General features: G+C 68.6%; 15 protein-coding genes. 5 read left to right on the plus strand and 10 right to left on the minus strand.

Annotated elements, in window-relative coordinates; genetic code table 11:
- Nucleotides 1-238: 238 nt before the first annotated feature.
- The 7 genes from DGO_RS03480 to DGO_RS03510 form a co-directional block, all read right to left on the minus strand.
- Nucleotides 239-1342 carry a glycoside hydrolase family 43 protein gene (locus DGO_RS03480; RefSeq protein WP_014684103.1) on the minus strand — a complete coding sequence of 368 codons (1104 nt, stop codon included), beginning with the start codon at nucleotides 1340-1342 and terminating at the stop codon, nucleotides 239-241.
- 47 nt (nucleotides 1343-1389) lie between these two features.
- Nucleotides 1390-2307, minus strand: a complete 918-nt coding sequence (locus DGO_RS03485) for a glycoside hydrolase family 43 protein (protein ID WP_014684104.1) — start codon at nucleotides 2305-2307, stop codon at nucleotides 1390-1392.
- On the minus strand, nucleotides 2304-3308 hold the full coding sequence (locus DGO_RS03490; RefSeq protein ID WP_083847195.1) for a glycoside hydrolase family 43 protein: 1005 nt from the start codon (nucleotides 3306-3308) through the stop codon (nucleotides 2304-2306). Before DGO_RS03490 ends, DGO_RS03485 begins: the two co-directional genes overlap by 4 nt.
- A 3-nt stretch (nucleotides 3309-3311) precedes the next feature.
- Nucleotides 3312-4181, minus strand: a complete 870-nt coding sequence (locus DGO_RS03495; protein WP_043800918.1) for a carbohydrate ABC transporter permease — start codon at nucleotides 4179-4181, stop codon at nucleotides 3312-3314.
- On the minus strand, nucleotides 4178-5128 hold the full coding sequence (locus DGO_RS03500; protein ID WP_083847196.1) for a carbohydrate ABC transporter permease: 951 nt from the start codon (nucleotides 5126-5128) through the stop codon (nucleotides 4178-4180). Before DGO_RS03500 ends, DGO_RS03495 begins: the two co-directional genes overlap by 4 nt.
- A gap of 99 nt (nucleotides 5129-5227) precedes the next feature.
- The gene (locus DGO_RS03505; protein ID WP_043800923.1) at nucleotides 5228-6517 is read right to left on the minus strand and encodes an ABC transporter substrate-binding protein; all 1290 of its coding nucleotides are present in this window, start codon (nucleotides 6515-6517) and stop codon (nucleotides 5228-5230) included.
- A 228-nt stretch (nucleotides 6518-6745) separates the two neighbouring features.
- Entirely contained in the window at nucleotides 6746-7672 is a 927-nt protein-coding gene (locus tag DGO_RS03510; RefSeq protein ID WP_014684110.1) for an ArsR/SmtB family transcription factor, read from the minus strand.
- Between the two features lie 162 nt (nucleotides 7673-7834).
- Here DGO_RS03510 and DGO_RS03515 point away from each other — a divergent pair, with 162 nt between their 5' ends.
- The 5 genes from DGO_RS03515 (at nucleotide 7835) to DGO_RS03530 (ending at nucleotide 14010) form a co-directional block, all read left to right on the plus strand.
- On the plus strand, nucleotides 7835-9754 hold the full coding sequence (locus DGO_RS03515; protein ID WP_050920673.1) for a glycoside hydrolase family 2 protein: 1920 nt from the start codon (nucleotides 7835-7837) through the stop codon (nucleotides 9752-9754).
- Nucleotides 9755-10548: 794 nt separating this feature from the next.
- Nucleotides 10549-11235, plus strand: coding sequence for a YtxH domain-containing protein (locus DGO_RS03520; protein ID WP_014684112.1), 687 nt, complete (start codon nucleotides 10549-10551; stop codon nucleotides 11233-11235).
- Between the two features lie 28 nt (nucleotides 11236-11263).
- On the plus strand, nucleotides 11264-11431 hold the full coding sequence (locus DGO_RS23755) for a hypothetical protein (protein WP_014684113.1): 168 nt from the start codon (nucleotides 11264-11266) through the stop codon (nucleotides 11429-11431).
- 181 nt (nucleotides 11432-11612) lie between these two features.
- Nucleotides 11613-12296: an MIP/aquaporin family protein gene (locus DGO_RS03525; protein WP_014684114.1), complete on the plus strand. Its 684-nt coding sequence runs from the start codon at nucleotides 11613-11615 to the stop codon at nucleotides 12294-12296.
- Between the two features lie 118 nt (nucleotides 12297-12414).
- Entirely contained in the window at nucleotides 12415-14010 is a 1596-nt protein-coding gene (locus DGO_RS03530) for a PRC-barrel domain-containing protein (RefSeq protein WP_014684115.1), read from the plus strand.
- Between the two features lie 30 nt (nucleotides 14011-14040).
- On the opposite strand, the gene DGO_RS21580 is transcribed toward DGO_RS03530, so the two are convergent.
- The 3 genes from DGO_RS21580 to DGO_RS23765 form a co-directional block, all read right to left on the minus strand.
- On the minus strand, nucleotides 14041-15042 hold the full coding sequence (locus tag DGO_RS21580; protein ID WP_169330992.1) for a helix-turn-helix transcriptional regulator: 1002 nt from the start codon (nucleotides 15040-15042) through the stop codon (nucleotides 14041-14043).
- A 79-nt stretch (nucleotides 15043-15121) separates the two neighbouring features.
- Entirely contained in the window at nucleotides 15122-16801 is a 1680-nt protein-coding gene (locus DGO_RS23760; RefSeq protein WP_014684117.1) for a Tetratricopeptide TPR_2, read from the minus strand.
- 64 nt (nucleotides 16802-16865) lie between these two features.
- Nucleotides 16866-17024, minus strand: a complete 159-nt coding sequence (locus DGO_RS23765) for a hypothetical protein (RefSeq protein WP_014684118.1) — start codon at nucleotides 17022-17024, stop codon at nucleotides 16866-16868.
- Nucleotides 17025-17340 lie beyond the last annotated feature (316 nt).

Below are 17340 nucleotides of genomic sequence, written 5' to 3' on the forward strand. Positions count from 1 at the left end.
ATGAGGCCAGCGTAGACCGGGAGAGGAAGAGGGACGGAACGCCCCGGCCAGGACGTTCCGAGTTTTAGGGGTCAGCCCTGGAGAACAACTCTGTTGAAACCATCTGTCTCCCCGACCCGGAGGAGTCTGGCCCATCCGGGTTCGGGAGAGCCGCCCGGCTCGGATATGGACAGCGGCAGGCCGGAGGCTCAACTTGGCGCGTCCCACAGGCGGATTTCGGTAGGGCAGGCGCGGCACCCTACTCGAAGAACTTTAGGCTCCAGCCGGTGTTGCTCGTCGGGCCGTTGCCGGGGCCGCGCGTATAGGCCGTATTGCCCCACCACATGAACGTGCCGCTGTACCACGAGCGGTTGCCCCAGGTGTAGTTCAGGGATTTGGGCACGGCGTGGAACATCAGGGGAAAGCGCGACCCCGAGGGCGGGCTGGTCGAAACGTCGCCGTTCAGCAGCACGAAACTGTGGTGCCCCGGCCCATTGACATTCAGCGTGGGGTCCCAGCCGCTCATCATCAGGCTGCCGTTGGAGCCGAACAGGCAGCCGTTGGACTTGTACCACGCCCACACGTTGGTCGGGTCGCCGCCGCTGCTCAGGCGCAGGTCGGCGAGGCAGTAGTTCGCCGCCCAGCTGCCGTTGGCCGAGTACACGATGTGCAGCTGCCCACTCGGGTCCACGACCGGCTCGGGCGCCTCGTTGACGCGGGTGGGCGGTGAGGGGTCGGCCTGCTCCCAGCCCTCGCGCGGCTGCGAGATGATGTATCGCGCCCCGGTTGTCGAGGTTGGGGTGTTCATGCGGGCGACGTAGAGATTCTGCTCGCCGTTGGTGGTGCCCGCCCAGCCGGACCATACGAACCAGCGTGTGCCCCCGAACGTGAAGGCCGTGCCGTCGATGGCCCAGCGGTCGTCGGGCAGGGACATGCGCTGCGGATCGCTGTAGCCGCTGCCCGGGCTGGCCGAGGACGACACGTACATACGCTGCCCGCCGCCCCCGTCCCCGGCCGCGAAGTAGATGTAGTAGCGCCCGTCGGCCGGCTCGCGCACGATTTCCGGGGCCCACACGTTGGGCAGATTCTTCGCACTCGCCCAGATGAGCACGCGCGGCGCTGCCGCCAGGGCGTCCACACTGCCGGCGGCGCGGGTATAGATATTGTTGCCGTCCGACTCGACCGAGTAGTAGGTGGAGCCTACGCGCAGCACACTGGGGTCGGCGTTGCGGATGCTGGTCTGGCCCTGGGGGGTAAGCAGTGCGGGCGGCGCGGTCTGACTGGCGGTGGGCGCGACCGTGGCGAGCTGGCCGCAGGCGGCGAGGGTCAGGGTGAGGGGCAGCGAAACACTCCACTTCAGCATGGAACCTCCAGGACAGGGGGATGAGGTGGGCGGGAGAAGCTGTTCAATCAGGAGCGCCGGACCCGGGGCACGCCCCCGGACCAGTCCAGCGGCGCGGCGTGGAGCTGCCGTTTGGTGTGCTCGGGATTCCAGGCGTGGAACACCAGGATGTCCTCGCCGCCGCGCTGCGTCACGCTGGCGTGGCCGGGGCCGGTGAGGCCCGCGCCGGAGCGCAGCACGGTCGCCGCCTGCTGCGGTTCGTGGAAGGGGCCCAGTGGATGGTCGGCGACCGCGTGACCCACGCCGTAGCCCTCGCCGGTCCAGGCGCCGCCCGAATACAGCAGGTGGAACTGCCCATGACGCTCCACGACGAAGGCCCCTTCCAGCGTGTGCCAGTCGTGGACACCGCCGTACATCGCCCGCCCCGACTGGTACCGCTGCCAGTCGCCGCTGGCCCGCAGCACGGTACGGATCTCGCCCAGCCGGGTCATGCCGCGCAGTGGCGCCACGCACAGCACGGTGCCGGGGCGCTCGCCCCCCAGGTCGTCGCGCGCAAAATACAGGAACCACTCGCCGCTGCTGGCCCGGAAGGGGTGCGGGTCGATGGCGAAGGGCTCGTCCGGCGTGAGGTTCAGGCCCAGGTCACGAAAGGGGCCGGCCGGCCTGTCGGCCACCGCGACGCGCAGGTGATGGCCCTGGTCCCCGATGCCCACCGAGTAGTACATGTAGAACTGGCCGTCCTCGTGGGCCACTTCCGGCGCCCAGTAGTCGCGCGGCTCGTCGCTGATGGGTTCCAGCGCCCCGCCGCAGGCCTGCCACTCGCGCAGGTCGGCCGAGGTCAGGACCCCGAAGGCCCGCCCGTCCACCAGTCCGGCCGTGCCATAGGCGTAGTAGCGGCCCTCATGGAGCAGCACGAAGGGATCGGCGAAATAGGCCTCGTGCAGTGGTCCGGTCGGCAGGAGGTCGGCCGCCACGGCGTCGCTCATGGGGCCACCGCCGGGGCGGGCTGGGGCGTCAGGGTCGGGCCCTGCACCTTCACGGCGCCGTCCCGGAAGGAGATCCGGTCGAGCCGCATGCTGCGGTACCCCCTGTCGTCGCCGATCTGGCCCTGGGTCCAGGCGTGGTAGGCGAGCCAGGTCTGCCCGGCCGCGTCGGTCACGACGCTCTGGTGCCCCGGCCCGGCCACCTCTCCCTTCGAGACCAGAATCGGGTTCTCGGCGGCCTTGCGGTACGGCCCCGTGACCTTGCGGGCGACCGCGTAGCCCACCGCATACAGGTCCGAGTCGAAGGGCCCAGCCGAGTACAGCAGGTAGTAGAAGTCGCCGCGCCGGTACAGGGTCGGCGCCTCGATGACGTTGCCCTCCCACAGCGCGAAATTCTGGATGAGGGCGGTCGCCTTGCCGGTCAGCTTGAGGCCGTCGGCGCTCAGCGGCTGCACGTACAGGTGCGTGGCGAGGTTGCAGCAGTTGCCGTCGTTCTTCCACAGCAGGTAGGCGCGGCCGTCCTGGTCCACAAACGGGCTGGCGTCGATGCTGCCCCCCTCGGCCACCTGGCACACGAGCGGCCCGCTGCCCGCCCCCCGGAACGGTCCGGCGGGCGAGGCCGACACGGCGGCCCCGATGCACTGGCGGCCACTGGCGCGGTCGCGGGCGGTGAAGTACAGCACGTACTGCCCACGCAGTTTGGTCACTTCGGGCGCCCAGGTCAGGCCCGGCTGGACCCAATCGGGCAGGGTCGGCAGGGCGTCGCCGGCCCGCTCCCAGTGGACGAGGTCACGGCTGGTCATGTGCGGCACGTTGCCGCCCGCGCCGTTGGTGGCGTAGGCGTGATACGCCCCGCCGCTGCGCAGGATGAAGGGGTCGGGAAAGTTGGCGTCCACGACCGGATTGGTGAAGGTCCGGGCAGGCGCCGGCCCGCCCCCGGCCCCCGAGGTGAGCAGGGGCAGGGCGGCGGCCAGGGCCAGCAGCGCCGGGGCACACTTGAGCATGAACTACTCCTTGAGGCCCGTCGTGGACAGGCCCGCTTCGAGAAAACGCTGCGCGATCAGGTAGGCGACCAGGGCCGGCACCGCCGCCAGGGTGGTCGAGGCCATCAACTTGCCGTATTCGGTGACGTAGCGCTGCGAGAAGGTCGTGATGCCCACCGGCAGCGTCATCTTGTCCACGTCGGTCACGGTGTACAGCGGCCACAGGAAGTTGTTCCACGACCCCATAAAGGCGAACACCGCCAGCGTGACGACCGCTGGCAGGCTCAGCGGCAGGATGATGCGCCACCAGATGAGCAGGCTGTTCGCCCCGTCGAGTTTGGCGGCTTCCTCCAGCTCGCGCGGAATGCCCTGGAAGAACTGCCGCAGCAAGAAGACCCCGAACACCCCGCTGATGCCCGGCCAGATCAGGGCGTGGTACGAGTTGATCCAGCCGAAATTGAGCATCATGATGTAGGTCGGGACCAGGGTCACGATGCCCGGAATCATCAGGCTCGACAGGATGAACCAGAACCAGGTGTCGCGCCCCGGAAAGCGCATACGCGCCAGCGGGTAGGCCGTCAGTGCGCACAGCAGCACGTGCAACGCGGTGAAGGTCAGCGCGACCACCAGCGAGTTCCACGTCCAGCGCAGGATGTTGCCGTCGGGCGAGGTGAGCACCTCGCGGTAGTTGTCCAGCGTGGGCCGCAGCGGCCACCACTGCACCGGCGAGACGATGGCGTCGGCCTCGGTCTTGAAGGACGTGGAGAGCATCCAGTACACCGGCGCCAGGAACAGTGCGGCCAGCACGCACAGCAGCAGGAAGCGCGGCACCTCGCGCGGAAAGCGCCGGCGCGGCCTGGGTCCTGGCCGCGCGGTGGGTACGGGCGCGCTCACGAGGCCCCCTTCACGTCACGGGCCATCAGCCCGAACTGCGCCGCCGTGAAGATCAGCATCATCAGACCGAAGACGAAGCCCATCGCCGCCGCGCTGGAGATCTGGTTGTTCGTGAAGCCTTCCTCGGTGATGTACTGGATCACGCTCTGGGTGCTGCGGTTGGGGCCGCCCGCCGTGATAACGAGCGACTGCCCGAACAGCTGAAAGGAGGCCAGCGCCGTCGTGATGAACACGAACAGGGTCTGGGGGGCCAGCAGCGGCCAGGTGATGTGCCGGAACTGCTGGCCGGGGGTCGCGCCGTCCAGCGCCGCCGCCTCGTACAGGCTCGCGGGCACGTTGCTCAGGGCGGCGAGATACAGCGTCATGTTGAAGCCCACCGTCCACCACACGGTGCCGACCACGATGGGCACCCAGGCCAGCCCCTCGGTCGAGAGCCAGGGAATGGGGGAGGCGCCGGTCAGGGCCTCGCGCGCGGCGTTCACCAGTCCGATCTGGTTGTCGAACATCCAGCGCCACAGGATGCCCATGACCGAGACCGTCAGGACGCCCGGCAAAAAGAACACCGCCCGGAAGAAGGTGCGCCCGAAGATGGGCCGCTGGAGCAGCAGCGCCAGCCCCAGCGCCGCCGCGACGAGCAGCGGCACGCTGACCACCGTGAACAGCGCCGTATTCAGCAGCGTGCGCCAGAAGAAGTCGAACTGCGGCGTGCCGGGCACGAACAGGTTGCGGAAGAATTCCAGGCCCACGAAGCTCTGCACGCTGCTCAGCAGGTCCCAGCGGTGCATGCCGATGTACAGCCCGTAGCCCACCGGGTACACCGTGAAGACGAAAAACAGCAGCGCGTGCGGCAGCAGGTACAGGTACGGCTCGGCCCTGAAGGTGCGGGCGCGTGGGGCGTCTCCCCGCCGCGCCGCGTGGTCGGAATGCGGGGACGCTTGGTCGGTCATGGCTTCTGGCGCTCCTGTGCAGGGGCGCGGGACCGGCGCGGCGGTTGCCGAGAAGGGCATTTTCCCCGGGCCGCACGGGTCCCGCGCCGGGTCGGGGGCCTACTGGAAGTTCTTGCGGGCCTGCTCGATCTGCTTGTTGGCCTCGCTCACGCCGTCGTTCAGGGCCTGGGACACGGTCTTCTTGCCCAGATAGGCGGCCTCCCAGGCGGCGTCGAAGGGCCCCATGACCTGCCCGACCCAGGGGTAGCCGCTCGTGGCGTACACACTGTTCAGACGGTCGAAGATGCCGCTGATGGGGGCCTTGGCGAACTGCGCGTTGCTCGCCACGGCGGCCTGGGTGGGCAGGCTGCCGGTGGCCGTCCAGGTCAGGTTCTGGGCGGGCTGGCTGAGCCAGGCGATGAACTCCAGGGCGGCGCGGCGCTTGTCGGCGCTGTAGCCGGGGCGCTGCTTGAGCAGCGTCAGGTGGCTCGACCCACCCCAGGCGGCGTCACGCACGTTGCCGCCGATACGCGGCAAAAAGGTCACGCCGAAATTCATCTTCTGGGTCTCGAAGCGGTCGAGGTACCACTGCCCGCTGGGGAACATGCAGACCTTGCCCTGCGAGAAGGCGGCCAGCTCGGCTTCCTCGGTGCTGTTGGGGCGCGCCACATGCTGCTTCTGCACGAGGTCCACCAGGAACTGCACGGCGCTCACGGCCTGCGGCGAGTTGAAGGCCGCGTTCTGGTTCTTGTCGGTCAGGGCGCCGCCGTTTTGCAGGATGGCGGCGTAGGCGGCGCGCGAGCCCACCCAGTTGTTGTACAGGCTCACGCCCCAGGTGTCGAGGTTCTTGGGATCGAAGCCCGCCTGGGTCGAGTTCTTGCCGCTCTTGTCCACCGTACACAGCTGCGCGGCGCGCAGGAACTCGGCGCGGGTGCGCGGGGGCTTGGCGGGGTCCAGGCCGATCTTCTTCATCAGGTCCTTGTTGTAGAACATGACGTAGGCCACGCTGGAAATCGGCACGCCGTAGGACTGCCCCTTGTAGTCGGCGGTGGCGAACAGCGGCCCGAAGAACCGGGTCTTGCTGATGCCCGCGCCGCTCAGCTCGGCCGGGGTCAGCGGCGAGACGGCCCCGCGCGCGACGAAGCCGGTGATCTGGTCCTCGTTGATGACGGCCACGTCGGGCGCGCGCCCGGAAGCGACCAGCGCCGGCAACTGCTGCCAGGTTGTGGCCCAGGGCTGGGCCTGCGCGCGCACCTCGATGTTGGGGTGCGTGTCGTTGAACTTCTTGATCAGGCCTTCCATGACGGGACGGTCGGGACCGGTGAAGCCGTGCAGGAACGTGAGCGAAACTTTCTGGGCTCCGGCGGTGCCCAGGGCCAGCAGGGCGAGCAGGGGGGTGACGCGGCGCATGACGGTTCCTCCTTGAAGGACGGAAGAGGGAGCGGGACCCCGCAGGGTCGGCCGGGCGGCGCGGGCCCCAGGTGCAGACCACCGGAGGACCGACTGCGGTGCGCACCTCGGACGGTGCCCACGACCAGATGTGTAGACCCCCGGACTGTAACACTCCCGCCCAAAACCGTCAACAAAATTCGTGGGTTTTAGGCCGCCGTATGTTTGTGCGTCCAGAGTCGCCTCGCCTCAGGAGGAAGGGTCGGCGGGCGGCGATTCGTAGCCCAGGCGCAGCACGATGTCCTGGGGGTAGTTGCCGAAGGCGCGGCCGAACAGATTCAGGCCGCCCGCGTGCCGGGCGCCTTCCTTGATGCCCAGGCGCACCCGGATGTGGTGGTCGCGCGTGAGGTTGAGCCGTTCCAGCGTCACGTCCGAGAGCGGCTCCCCGTCGATCCAGGCGCCCTGCGGCGTGACCAGCCAGCGCTTGAGCAGGCCGTGGGTCGTCTGGTCCTCGGCCCACCACGCCGGAGTCAGGCGGGCGCGCACGCCCCCGAAGTCGCCGGGCGAGGTCCAGGTGCCGACCTCCACGTCGTTGATCCACAGCGTGATGTCCGAGGGCCAGTGCTCGTCGAAATGAGGGGCCTCCGAGCACAGTTCCAGGCTCAGCTCGAAACGGGTCGGGGCCGCGCCGTAGGGCACGTTGTTGGGAAAGGCGTACTCGACGTAGCCGGCGCGGAACCACAGGATCTGCGCGAAGACATGCTCGGGCTCGTAGAAGGAGCGCGGGTCGTCGAGCATCCCGATGATCTTGTGCTCGGCGGCCAGGCCGCAGCTCGGCGCGGCGCGGATCAGGGTGTAGTTGCCCACTGGCATGCTGACCACCACGTCCTGGCTGTCCTGCACGACCGCCGCGCCCGGCAGGGTGAGCAGCAGTTCGTCGTAGCGCTTGCTGATGAGTTTCTGTGCGCCGCGCGTGCCCGGCACGTACTCGACGTGCAGCAGCCCGGCGTCTTCCAGCCGCTTGATGTGGAAACTCACGGTCGAGGCGGGCATGGCGAGCGCCGCCGTGAGCTCCGTCAGGTTCAGCACCTGGCTGGAGAGCAGGCTTAGGATCAGCATGCGGGTGTCGTTGCTCAGCGCGTGCGTCACCTTGACGAGGTGGGTGCCCTCGACCATCAATGTGCGTGCCTCGCGCCGTCTGGGCGTCTGTTTCGACAGGGGGCCAACCTCCTGGCGCCCACTCTAGCAACCCGGCCCGCCGCACCGAGGCGCCTTCCCCCACCGAAAACCCACGAATTAAGTTGAAAGTATCCGAGTCGGGGTGACAGGATAGGAGGCATGTCGCCCTCCGCCGTCCGGCCCACGACCGCCGCCGCCCCCTACCCCCGCCCCGCCCTGGAGCGCGCGCCGGACACCTGGCAGAGCCTGGACGGTCCCTGGGCGTTCGGGGTCGGGCCGGACGCGGGGGCGCTGGACGGGGCCATGCGCATCCTGGTGCCTTTCCCGCCCGAGAGTGCGGCGAGTGGCCTGTCGCTGCCGGGCTTCCTGCACACGGTGTGGTACCGCCGCGACCTGGAAGTGCCGGCGGCGTGGCGCGGCGGCGGGCAGGTCCTGCTGCATTTCGGCGCGGCCGACTACCACGCGCGGGTGTGGCTGGGCGAGGCGTACCTGGGCGAACACGTCGGCGGGCATACGCCCTTCAGCTTCGACCTCACGCCGCATCTCGGGACCGGTCCCCTGACGCTGACGGTCCGGGTGGACGACGACCCGCTGGCCCTGGACCAGCCCCGCGGCAAGCAGGACTGGCTGCCGGACGAGTCGCACAAGATCTGGTATCCGCGCACGACGGGCCTGTGGCAGTCGGTGTGGCTGGAACACGTCCCGGCGCTGCACCTCACCGAGCTCGAGGGCACGCCCGACCTGACGTCCTGGAGCCTGCGCCTGCGCGCCCGCCTGAACGCAGTCCCGGCGGGGGAGGCGGGCGAGTGGCGGCTGAGGCTCCGGCTCCAGGCGCGCGGCGAGGTGCTCAGCGACGACCTCTACCGCGTGACCGGCCCCGAGCTGACCCGGACCATCCACCTCGCGGACGGCGGCATCGACGACCACCGCCGCGACCTGCTGTGGTCGCCCGAGCACCCGCAGCTCATCGAGGTCCGGGCCTGGCTGCTGCGCGGCGACGAGGTGGTGGACGAGGTCGGCAGCACCACCGCCCTGCGCGAGTTCGGCTGGGCGCAGGGCCGGTTCCTGCTCAACGGGCTGCCCTACAGGCTGCGGCTGGTGCTCAACCAGGGCTACTGGCCCGATACCCTGATGAGCGCCACCGACGAGCAGATGCGCCTGGACGCCGAACTCGTGCGCCGACTGGGCTTCAACGGCGTGCGGATGCACCAGAAGGTCGAGTCGCCCCGGTTCCTGCACTGGTGCGACCAGATCGGCGTGCTCGTCTGGACCGAGCTGCCCAGCGCCTACGCCTACAGCGACCGCAGCGTGGCGGCCCTGACCGGCGAGTGGACCGAGGTGATCCGGCGCGACCGGGGCCGGCCCTGCGTGGCGGCCTGGGTGCCCTTCAACGAGTCGTGGGGCGTGCCGGACCTGCGCACCCATCCCAGGGCCCGGCACCTCGTGCAGTCGCTCTACCACCTCGCCCGCAGCCTGGACGACACCCGCCCGGTGCTGGGCAACGACGGCTGGGAGACGATGGTGGGCGACCTGATCGGGATCCACGACTACACGCCCAGGGCCAAGGTCCTGAAGCGCCGTTACGGCACCCCCGAGAAGACCTGGACCACCCTGCGCCATGACCAGCCCGGTGGGCGGCAGCTGCTGCTGGGCGACCTGGACCCCGGGACCCCGGTGATCCTGAGCGAATTCGGCGGTGTGGCCTATGCGCCGGGCGGCGAATCCGGATGGGGCTACAGCCGGGTACGCAGCAGCGAGGATTTCCTGGAGGTGTATGCCGAGCTGCTGGGCGCGGTGAACCGCTGCATGGGGCTGGCGGGGTTCTGCTACACGCAGCTCACCGACACCTTCCAGGAGCGCAACGGCCTGCTCACCGAGAAGCGCGAGCCCAAAGCCCCCCTCGCCGATCTGTTCCGGGCCACCCAGGGCCGGCGGGATACCTACGCCCAGGACACCGACCCCGACCCCGATCCGATGGGCTACGTTCTGGAATGGCGTGAACGCCGCCGCGACACCGGGCAGAGCGGCCCGGTCGAGCTGCCCCAGACCGATGGGTCGACGGTCAACCCGGAGCGTTAGGCCGTCTATGGCGGTGCCCCCCGCCTGACATGGGGGTGCGGATCCCTGCGCAGGGGCTGAACCTGGGCACTCAGGTGCTGGAAGGGGATGGGGACATCTCCGTACTTGCGGCCGGATTAAGGGGAGATGACGCGAGCAGGCACGGGTCTCGAGGCGACTCTCGGGAACATGAAGGGCCTCACATCCTCTCGGGAGGCGACCGTGTCTGTCGGCCTGGAGACGACCTGCTGGGGGGTGCCTGACGTCGGGCCATCCGGCGGGCCGGCACTTCCCCGCTCAGGTTCTCGTCGGTGCGCGGCCCTGACGCTGGTGAAATCTTCTGGGGCCCAATCTCCCGGTCTGGCGGGTCACCTGTTCGTCGGCAAACCCGCCTCATCTTCAGGAGGCCTCGCTGCCGCTGGTGACAGTTGACCCGGCAGATACCACCCGGCGTCGTAGGGCATCAGCAGTGTGCTGACCCTGGGCGATTTCCGGGAGAAGCGCCCGGGATCGACCGGTGAGTGCCGTCTGGGAAGATAAATCTGGAACGCAGACCTGCCAGATGAAGCTCCGGTGAAGCCGATGCCTTTATTCGACATTGAAGGAGATGGGCACCTCAAGAACCTTTATCTGACTCTCAAAACTAAATCCGTGCCAGACCACACTCTGAAACAGCGGTCAGTCTCCCCCTGTGATCGCCAGCAGATCGCCGCCTCACCAGATAGACCTCGTCTTTCTTCACCGCAGTCCTCCAGCCCGGAGGATGGCTTCCGCCCTTGTCCAAATCACCCTCTTTCGCCTCAGGAGGCCCTCCCATGACCCAGCTCAGCGACCATCTCCACGATCTTCAGGACACTGTCCATAACGCCCAGAACCACCTCCAGCATCGCCTCGCCGCCGGCGCCGCCAAGGGTGCCCTCAAGACCCAGGCCCATCTCGCCGCCACCGTCGCCCGTCAGCAGAAGGACATCCACCGCCTCGAAGCCCAGGTCGAGCGCCTGCGCCACGAACGTTCCGGCGGCTTTCCCTGGGGCCTCGTGCTGGTGGCCGGCGGGGTCTATGCCCTGTACCGCACCAACCCTGGCTTCCGCGATCAGGCCCAGCGCCTCGTCAAGCGGTTCATTCCCGGCGTCGAGGGAAATCTCGCCCGCGCCGCAGACGCCGCCAAGGACGCCGCGCATGACCTCGTGGACGGCAACGATCCCCGTGACGCCCTGCGCGACGCCGGCAAGGAACTGCGCCACGCCGGCGAGAAGGCCGCCGATCAGGCCGGGGACAAGCTCCGCGATCTCAAGCATCAGGCGCAGGACGGCGCCCAGGACCTCAAGCGGGACCTCCAGCGCGGCGGCGACGACCTGCACCGGACGGGTGACCGGGCGGCCGATCAGGCCGGGGACAAGCTCCGTGACCTCAAGGATCAGGCCCAGGACGGCTTACGGGACCTGAAACGGGACGCGCAGCGCACGGCCAACCACGTCCGCGACGATCTGCGCCGCAACTGAGCCTGATTTCCCCGTAAAGGAGCGCCCCATGACCCGTCTGAACAAACCGAAAAGCAACCTGGCCTGGCTGTGGATTCTCGTCGTCGTTCTCGTGATCGTCGGTCTCGTGCTGGCGCTGGAATACTACAACGTCATTCACCTGGGCTTCGTCCAGTCGGTCCTCGAGCTGCTGCGCTGGGTCCGGCCCAATGGCTGAACCGGGGTCCGGCGGTGGGGTGGTCCGGACGGCGGCGTGCCGTATCGGCCCCCCTGCGTCCGGGACCACCTTTTCTCCCTCTGCCCGCACAGAAACGCGCCGCCGGCAACGCCGCTGGACGCCCGATCAGTCCGGTCCTTTTCTCCTCGCGTCCGTACAGAATCCGGGGGGGTGGTAGGCCATGACCTCGGCCCCCAACCTCTCGCGGCGTTTCGTCGCTGAAGTCATCGGTACGTTCTTTCTGGTGATCGCTGCCCTGCTGTCTCCCTCAGGCCTGACCTTCGCCCTGGTCGGGGTGACCCTGCTGGTCATGGTCATCGCCCTGGGTCAGGTGTCCGGCTCGCACCTCAACCCGGCCGTGACCCTGGGGCTTGTGGCGGCCCGTCTCTTTCCCTGGCGTGAGGGACTGGTCTATTTCGTCGCTCAGGTCCTCGGGGCTTTTCTGGCCCTGGGCTTCGGGCAGCTCGTCGACCGCCGGCTGCCGGTCGCGGGCTCGCACGCCAACGCGGTGTGGTTCGAGTCGCTGGGCACGGCCCTGCTGGTCTTCGTCGTGGTGCGGATCGTGATGGCCAAGGCGACGCCCGCAGCGAGCGCCCTGGCGATCGGTCTCGCCCTGACGGTCGGCATCGCGATCGCCGGCCCCAGCAGCGGCGGGGTCCTCAATCCGGCCATCGCCCTGGTCCTGCTGACGGGTGACCTCCTCAAAGGCTCGTTCTTCGCCAATCTCGTCTATTTCGCGGCTCCGCTCCTGGCGGGCGCTCTAGCCGCCGTCGTCGCGCGCGCGATCGCCCCGGTCGGTGTCGAGGAACAGGACCGCCAGCAGGTCACGGCCCGGCCCAGTGACGAGGCGCAGCGGGTGCGCTGAAGGCCCACGCCGCTTTCTCTGTCCAGCCCTTTCGGTATCCCCAGCCTGTCCCGCCGCCTTCCGGCTTCGGCCGGGCAGGGCTGGCCGCCCTACAAATTTTTCCCTTCCGGAGACCCCCATGATCAAAGGCAACGACGTCCTGAACCACAACGTGATCGCCCTCAGCACCGGCGAGAAAGTCGAGCGGGTGTACGACATCATCTTCGACCGGCAGGCCAACTGGGTCATCGGTTTCCTGGTGGACGAGGGCGGCTGGTTCAGCACCGCGAAGGTCGTGCCCTTTGAGCGGGTTCACAGTATCGGTGAGGACGCCGTCATGATCGGCCGCCCGGAAGATGTCAACACGACCCGTGAGGACCGCCGTCTGCAAGAAGCGCTGGACAACAAGACCAGTCTGGCCGGGCTGACCCTCCTGACCACCGACGGACAGAATCTGGGCCGCATCGCGGACGTGTTCTTCGACGAGCACACCGGGCGGGTCGAGGGCTACGAGGCCACCGGCGGCCTGTTCTCCGACCTGAGCAGCGGCCGGACCTTCGTCCCTGCACCCGAAAGTGTGCAGATCGGTGCGGACACCGCCATCGTGCCCGCGTCGGTGGCGCAGGCGATGGAGGAGCAGGAGGACGGCGGCCTGAAGGGCGCCCTGAACACCGCCGCAGAGAACGTGAAGGGCGCTTACGAGAACATCGCCGAGGCGACCCGCGAGCGTCAGAAGGACTATGTGGTCGGCAAGACGGCCGGCGGCGACATCACCACCGACGACGGGCACCTGATCGTCGCCCAGGGGGACACGATCACCGCCGCCCACGCCGAGGCAGCCGAAGCGGCCGGAAAGCTCGTCGCGCTCGCCACGGCCGCGACAGGTGGAGCGATCGCCGAGTCCTACGGTCAGGCCCGTGACCGCGTGCAGGACACCTACGAGGACGTGCGGGGCGCGGCGGCGGAACGCCAGAAAGTGTATGTGGTCGGCAAGACGGCCCGCAGCGAGGTCGCGACCGAGGCCGGTGAGGTCATCGTGCCCGCCGGCGCGACGATCACTAGGGCGCAGGCCGACCGTGCCGAGCAGGCGGGGCGCCTAGCTGCATTGACGGCGACGGCGACCGGCGGGGCGCTCCAGGACAGTGTCGATGACCTGCGCCAGACGCAGGCGGGTACCCCGGCAACGATCATCGGCCGCCGTGCGAAGACCGACGTGCGGACGGCCGGGGGCAGCCTGATCGCCGCGCAGGGGCAGATCGTGACGCCGGCCCTGCTGGAACGGGCTCGTCAGGCCGGGGCGGAGCAGGCATTGGTGGAGGCTGCGGCGGGCACCGCGGCCACGGGCCGGAGTACCGGACGTGTGAGTGAGCAGGCCGGCAACCTGCTGGACCGCGCCCGTCACTGGCTGGACGAGAAACGCGAACAGGCGGAAGAGGCGCTGGAGCGCCGCGAAGGAGAAGCCCTGGAGCAGCGGGTCCGGGAAGCGCTGGGCCGTCCCGTCACCCGCGTGATCCTCGCGCCGGACGACCGCATCATCCTGAATATCGGCGAGGTCGTGACCCATAAGGCCGTGCAGGCCGCCCGCGATGCCAGGATGCTGGACGTGCTGGTGGACAGCGTAGAAAAGGACAGCCCGGACATCGATCCTCTGGCCAGCCGCCCCCACACCACCGGGGAGGCGGCCCTGGAGGGGCAGGCGGAGCCGGTCCAGTCAAAACGGCAGGCCGACCTGTAAGCGCCCGGCTCGCGCCCGGCTGCCCGACCTTCAGTGGATGGTCCGGCCGAATTTCACGGTGATGGCCTGCGCCTCCTGAAGCCAGCGCTCCCGGAGGTCGGGTGGGTCCAGGACCTCCACGTGGGCCCCCCACCCGAGAATCCAGGAAAGGAGTTCCGGAGCCTGGCCGGCGGCGTCCAGACTCGCCCGCACCTTCACCACCAGGCTGTGGTCCGCAGTCCCTATTTCCTCGACCGTGAGGTTCGGGAAGCCGCCTTCCAGTACCCGGGAAGCCGCTTCCTGGGCGAATCGCAGCGTCGCAGTGACAGGCTCGCGCGGCTGCCCCACCACCCCCCAGGCGTCGGTCAGGTGAAGCCTGGGGTCGAAGTCGGCCGGAATCTCGTAGGTGTCTTCGAGCATCACGACGCGCTTCATGCGGGACAACCGGAAGGTCCGGACGGCAGCCCGCCGCTGCCGGTCGATGCCGATCACGTAGGGCGCGAGATCGGCGCGCGAGATCTCGATGAAGTAGACGGCCAGCTCGCAGCGCTCAGGCAGTCCGTTTGGCTCCATGTAGTCGAAAGCGATATACCGGCGGTTGACCCAGGCGTCGCCGACCCGCTCCAGAGCCCCGTCACTGCGGAGCTGGGGCGTGAGGTCCTGAACCGATCGCCGCGTCACCTCCTGAAGACTGGGAGGCAGGCCGGAAATGAGCTTTTCGAGGGCCAGCAGGTATTCCCGGTTCTTGCTGGAGGCGTGGTGGTAGAGCAGCCGCAGAGCGGCGTGTACCATCAGCGCCTCAACCGGCCGGAAGGTCGGTGCCGCTGCCGGCAGCCTGTAGCCGTAGACGGCCGACCACTGTAAGCCCAGTCCCATCGCGTCCACGGCGCTGAGGTCGCGCAGGACGGTTCGCCTCGGAACGTCGAAGAGGGCGATCAGGTCCTCGACGGTCCGGTCCTTGATCCGGAGCATCTCGATCATCGAGTACAGCCGCCTGATGGTGCTGGCCTGGGCGGGCTCCCTGCCGGTCGTGTCTTCTGGGCTTGCGGTCACGCCCGGACGATAAGGGGGGGCCGTCGCGCAGGTGTCGAGATGAACCGGACGGACCGCCGTGATCAACCGATCTGATGACCTAGGACTCACGCAGGGCCAGAAGACTTCCCCGCTCCACGACCCAGGCCTGATAGTTGCCGCTGAGGAACTGCGGCGTGGCCTCGCCCCGGGCCAGCGCCTCGCGCACGTCGTACCACCACTGCACCTCGGGATCGAGCTGATAGACCCCGTCCTGTGCCAGAACGCTCTCTTCCCAGCCCAGCGTTTCGCGCAGTTCACGGACCAGTCCCCAGACCGCCTGACTCTTGGACCGCTTCTGGGTGCCCTCGGGATACAGCAGGTCGCCGAGCACTTCGGTGGCGGCGCGGTTGCCCTGTTCGAGCAGCAGCACGAGCAACTCCCCGGCCCGGCCCGTCGGGCGCAGGGGCACCGGCCGGCCATTGACCTTGACCAGCAACGGTCCCAGGGCATGGACCTCGACCCGCAGCGGCCCGCTGTAGCTCAGAGGTGCGGGTCGGCGCGGGGCGCAGGCGTCGAACAGGTCGGGAAAACAGTGGGCTTCTTCCCTGACCCACAGCGCGTCTATATGCACGGAGGCCAGCTGCCGGGTCGCCTCGGCGAGGTCGCCGGCCTGATAGGCGAGGGCAGCCCGAACGATCGAGCCGCGGTCCTCATCGTCCCAGACCATCGGCCCGGTACGTTCCAGGGCGGCCCACGCCTCTTCCGGCCGGCCGATCTGGGCGTAACAGGCGGCGATGTCCACGAAGACCCAGGACGTTCCGCTCGCTATGTCCTCGGGGGTGATGGCGGCGGCCTTCTGGAAGGTTTCCAGGGCCAGTTCCGGCTTGCCCATCAGGCGCTGGGTATAGCCCACGCCCCGCCAGGCCAGCCGCTGGTCGATCGGCTCCTGGGCCAGCCGGACGCCCCGGCGGTAGCCCGACAGGGCGCGGGCCCACTCGCCCTGGGCCAGTCGCGCCGTCGCGAGGCCACAGGCGGCCCAGGGCCGGAAGAGCGCCGCCATCTCATCCCGCACGGCCTGCTCCATGGCGAGAAAATGATCCTCGGCTTCGGGGAGGGCGAAGCGCAGGCAGGCGTTACCCAGGGCATGTCGCAGCCAGGCCACATAGACAGGATCGTCCTGAAGGAGAGGGAGGGCCTGGCGCCAGAGGTCGCGGGCATACGCGCTCTGCCCAATACGCTCCAGCGCCCCACCCTGTTCGAGCAAGAGCAGACCCAGGGGGCGGCCCTGCAGAAGGGTCCCCGCCTGGACGAAGGCCTCTTGCCAGCCCTCCTGTCGCAGGGAATTCATGGCCTGGCCCCGTGCGCGCCAGCCGGTCCCGGCGGCCAGACCGGAGAGACTGTCCAGCACGGGAGCCAGGACGTCGAGGGCCTGCTGGTGGTGCCCCAGGCTGGTGAGCGAGAGGGCTTCGTAGGCGATCAGGGGCGCGAAATCCGCTTGCGACAGCCCTTTGCGGGCCTGCTCCGCGAAGATCAGGGCAAGGTCGAATCGCCGGATGTGGGTGTACAGCCGGATGCTGATCCAGGCCGCCTGGGGGTGGACCGCCCGGACCTCGGCGGGGAGCTGCTCGAATGAGGCTACCCAGCCTTCCTGCGTCTTGAACGGCGGCCGCTTGGTGAGTCCGTGCTCGATGGTGACGCAGGCCGGTTCCAGATCACCCTGAGCACAGAGGTAATGCAGGACTTCGCTGATCTCGGTGAAGTCCTGTCTGGAGGAGCGGGTGGAGCGGCGGGTGGGCATGCTCCGCGTAGTGTAGAGACAATGCGTGGCCCCTGGGAGATTCCTGGGGCCCTCGTTAGGTGAATCAGCCGCCGCCGCCGACGGGCTTGGTTCCGTAATCGGCAAGGAAAGGTGCGGGAGGGGTGTGAAGGGCGTAGCGGTCCTGTAGGCCCTGCACCGGTGCCGGGCAGACGACGCCGAGCAACAGCAGGGCCAGCCAGACCACCGTAACGGTAGACTGCATGGGTCCTCCTCTGGGGGAGCGCGGCCCGGTCTTGGCGGATGGAGCCGCGTTTTTATGGATGGCTCTCGATCAGGGTGGACTTTTCCGTCCGCTGCCCTGACAGAACCTTGTGGTATCGGCTGCGGTCAGGGCCGATGGGGTCTTGACCGCACCCGGTATTCCTTGTCCTTTGCCGGCATGACTGCGCTTTTTCCGAGGTGCCTTGGACAATCGCGGAGGGATTTTCCCTGGCGAGGATAGGAAGCACCTATCCTCGCCAGGGAAATGTCCGGCAACCAGTCTCTTCTAAATCCGAGCGATTGGAAACCCGGGGATG

Origin of the sequence: Deinococcus gobiensis I-0 (assembly GCF_000252445.1) — a bacterium.
GTDB lineage: Bacteria > Deinococcota > Deinococci > Deinococcales > Deinococcaceae > Deinococcus > Deinococcus gobiensis.

Coding starts and splice junctions, on each gene's coding strand:
- DGO_RS03510 (WP_014684110.1), bottom strand. CDS start 7,672: ATGGTCGAGGGCACCCACCTCGTCAAGGTGACGCACGCGCTGAGCAAC.
- DGO_RS03500 (WP_083847196.1), bottom strand. CDS start 5,128: ATGACCGACCAAGCGTCCCCGCATTCCGACCACGCGGCGCGGCGGGGA.
- DGO_RS03515 (WP_050920673.1), top strand. CDS start 7,835: ATGTCGCCCTCCGCCGTCCGGCCCACGACCGCCGCCGCCCCCTACCCC.
- DGO_RS03480 (WP_014684103.1), bottom strand. CDS start 1,342: ATGCTGAAGTGGAGTGTTTCGCTGCCCCTCACCCTGACCCTCGCCGCC.
- DGO_RS03520 (WP_014684112.1), top strand. CDS start 10,549: ATGACCCAGCTCAGCGACCATCTCCACGATCTTCAGGACACTGTCCAT.
- DGO_RS03525 (WP_014684114.1), top strand. CDS start 11,613: ATGACCTCGGCCCCCAACCTCTCGCGGCGTTTCGTCGCTGAAGTCATC.
- DGO_RS23760 (WP_014684117.1), bottom strand. CDS start 16,801: ATGCCCACCCGCCGCTCCACCCGCTCCTCCAGACAGGACTTCACCGAG.
- DGO_RS03530 (WP_014684115.1), top strand. CDS start 12,415: ATGATCAAAGGCAACGACGTCCTGAACCACAACGTGATCGCCCTCAGC.
- DGO_RS03485 (WP_014684104.1), bottom strand. CDS start 2,307: ATGAGCGACGCCGTGGCGGCCGACCTCCTGCCGACCGGACCACTGCAC.
- DGO_RS03490 (WP_083847195.1), bottom strand. CDS start 3,308: ATGCTCAAGTGTGCCCCGGCGCTGCTGGCCCTGGCCGCCGCCCTGCCC.
- DGO_RS23765 (WP_014684118.1), bottom strand. CDS start 17,024: ATGCAGTCTACCGTTACGGTGGTCTGGCTGGCCCTGCTGTTGCTCGGC.
- DGO_RS23755 (WP_014684113.1), top strand. CDS start 11,264: ATGACCCGTCTGAACAAACCGAAAAGCAACCTGGCCTGGCTGTGGATT.
- DGO_RS03505 (WP_043800923.1), bottom strand. CDS start 6,517: ATGCGCCGCGTCACCCCCCTGCTCGCCCTGCTGGCCCTGGGCACCGCC.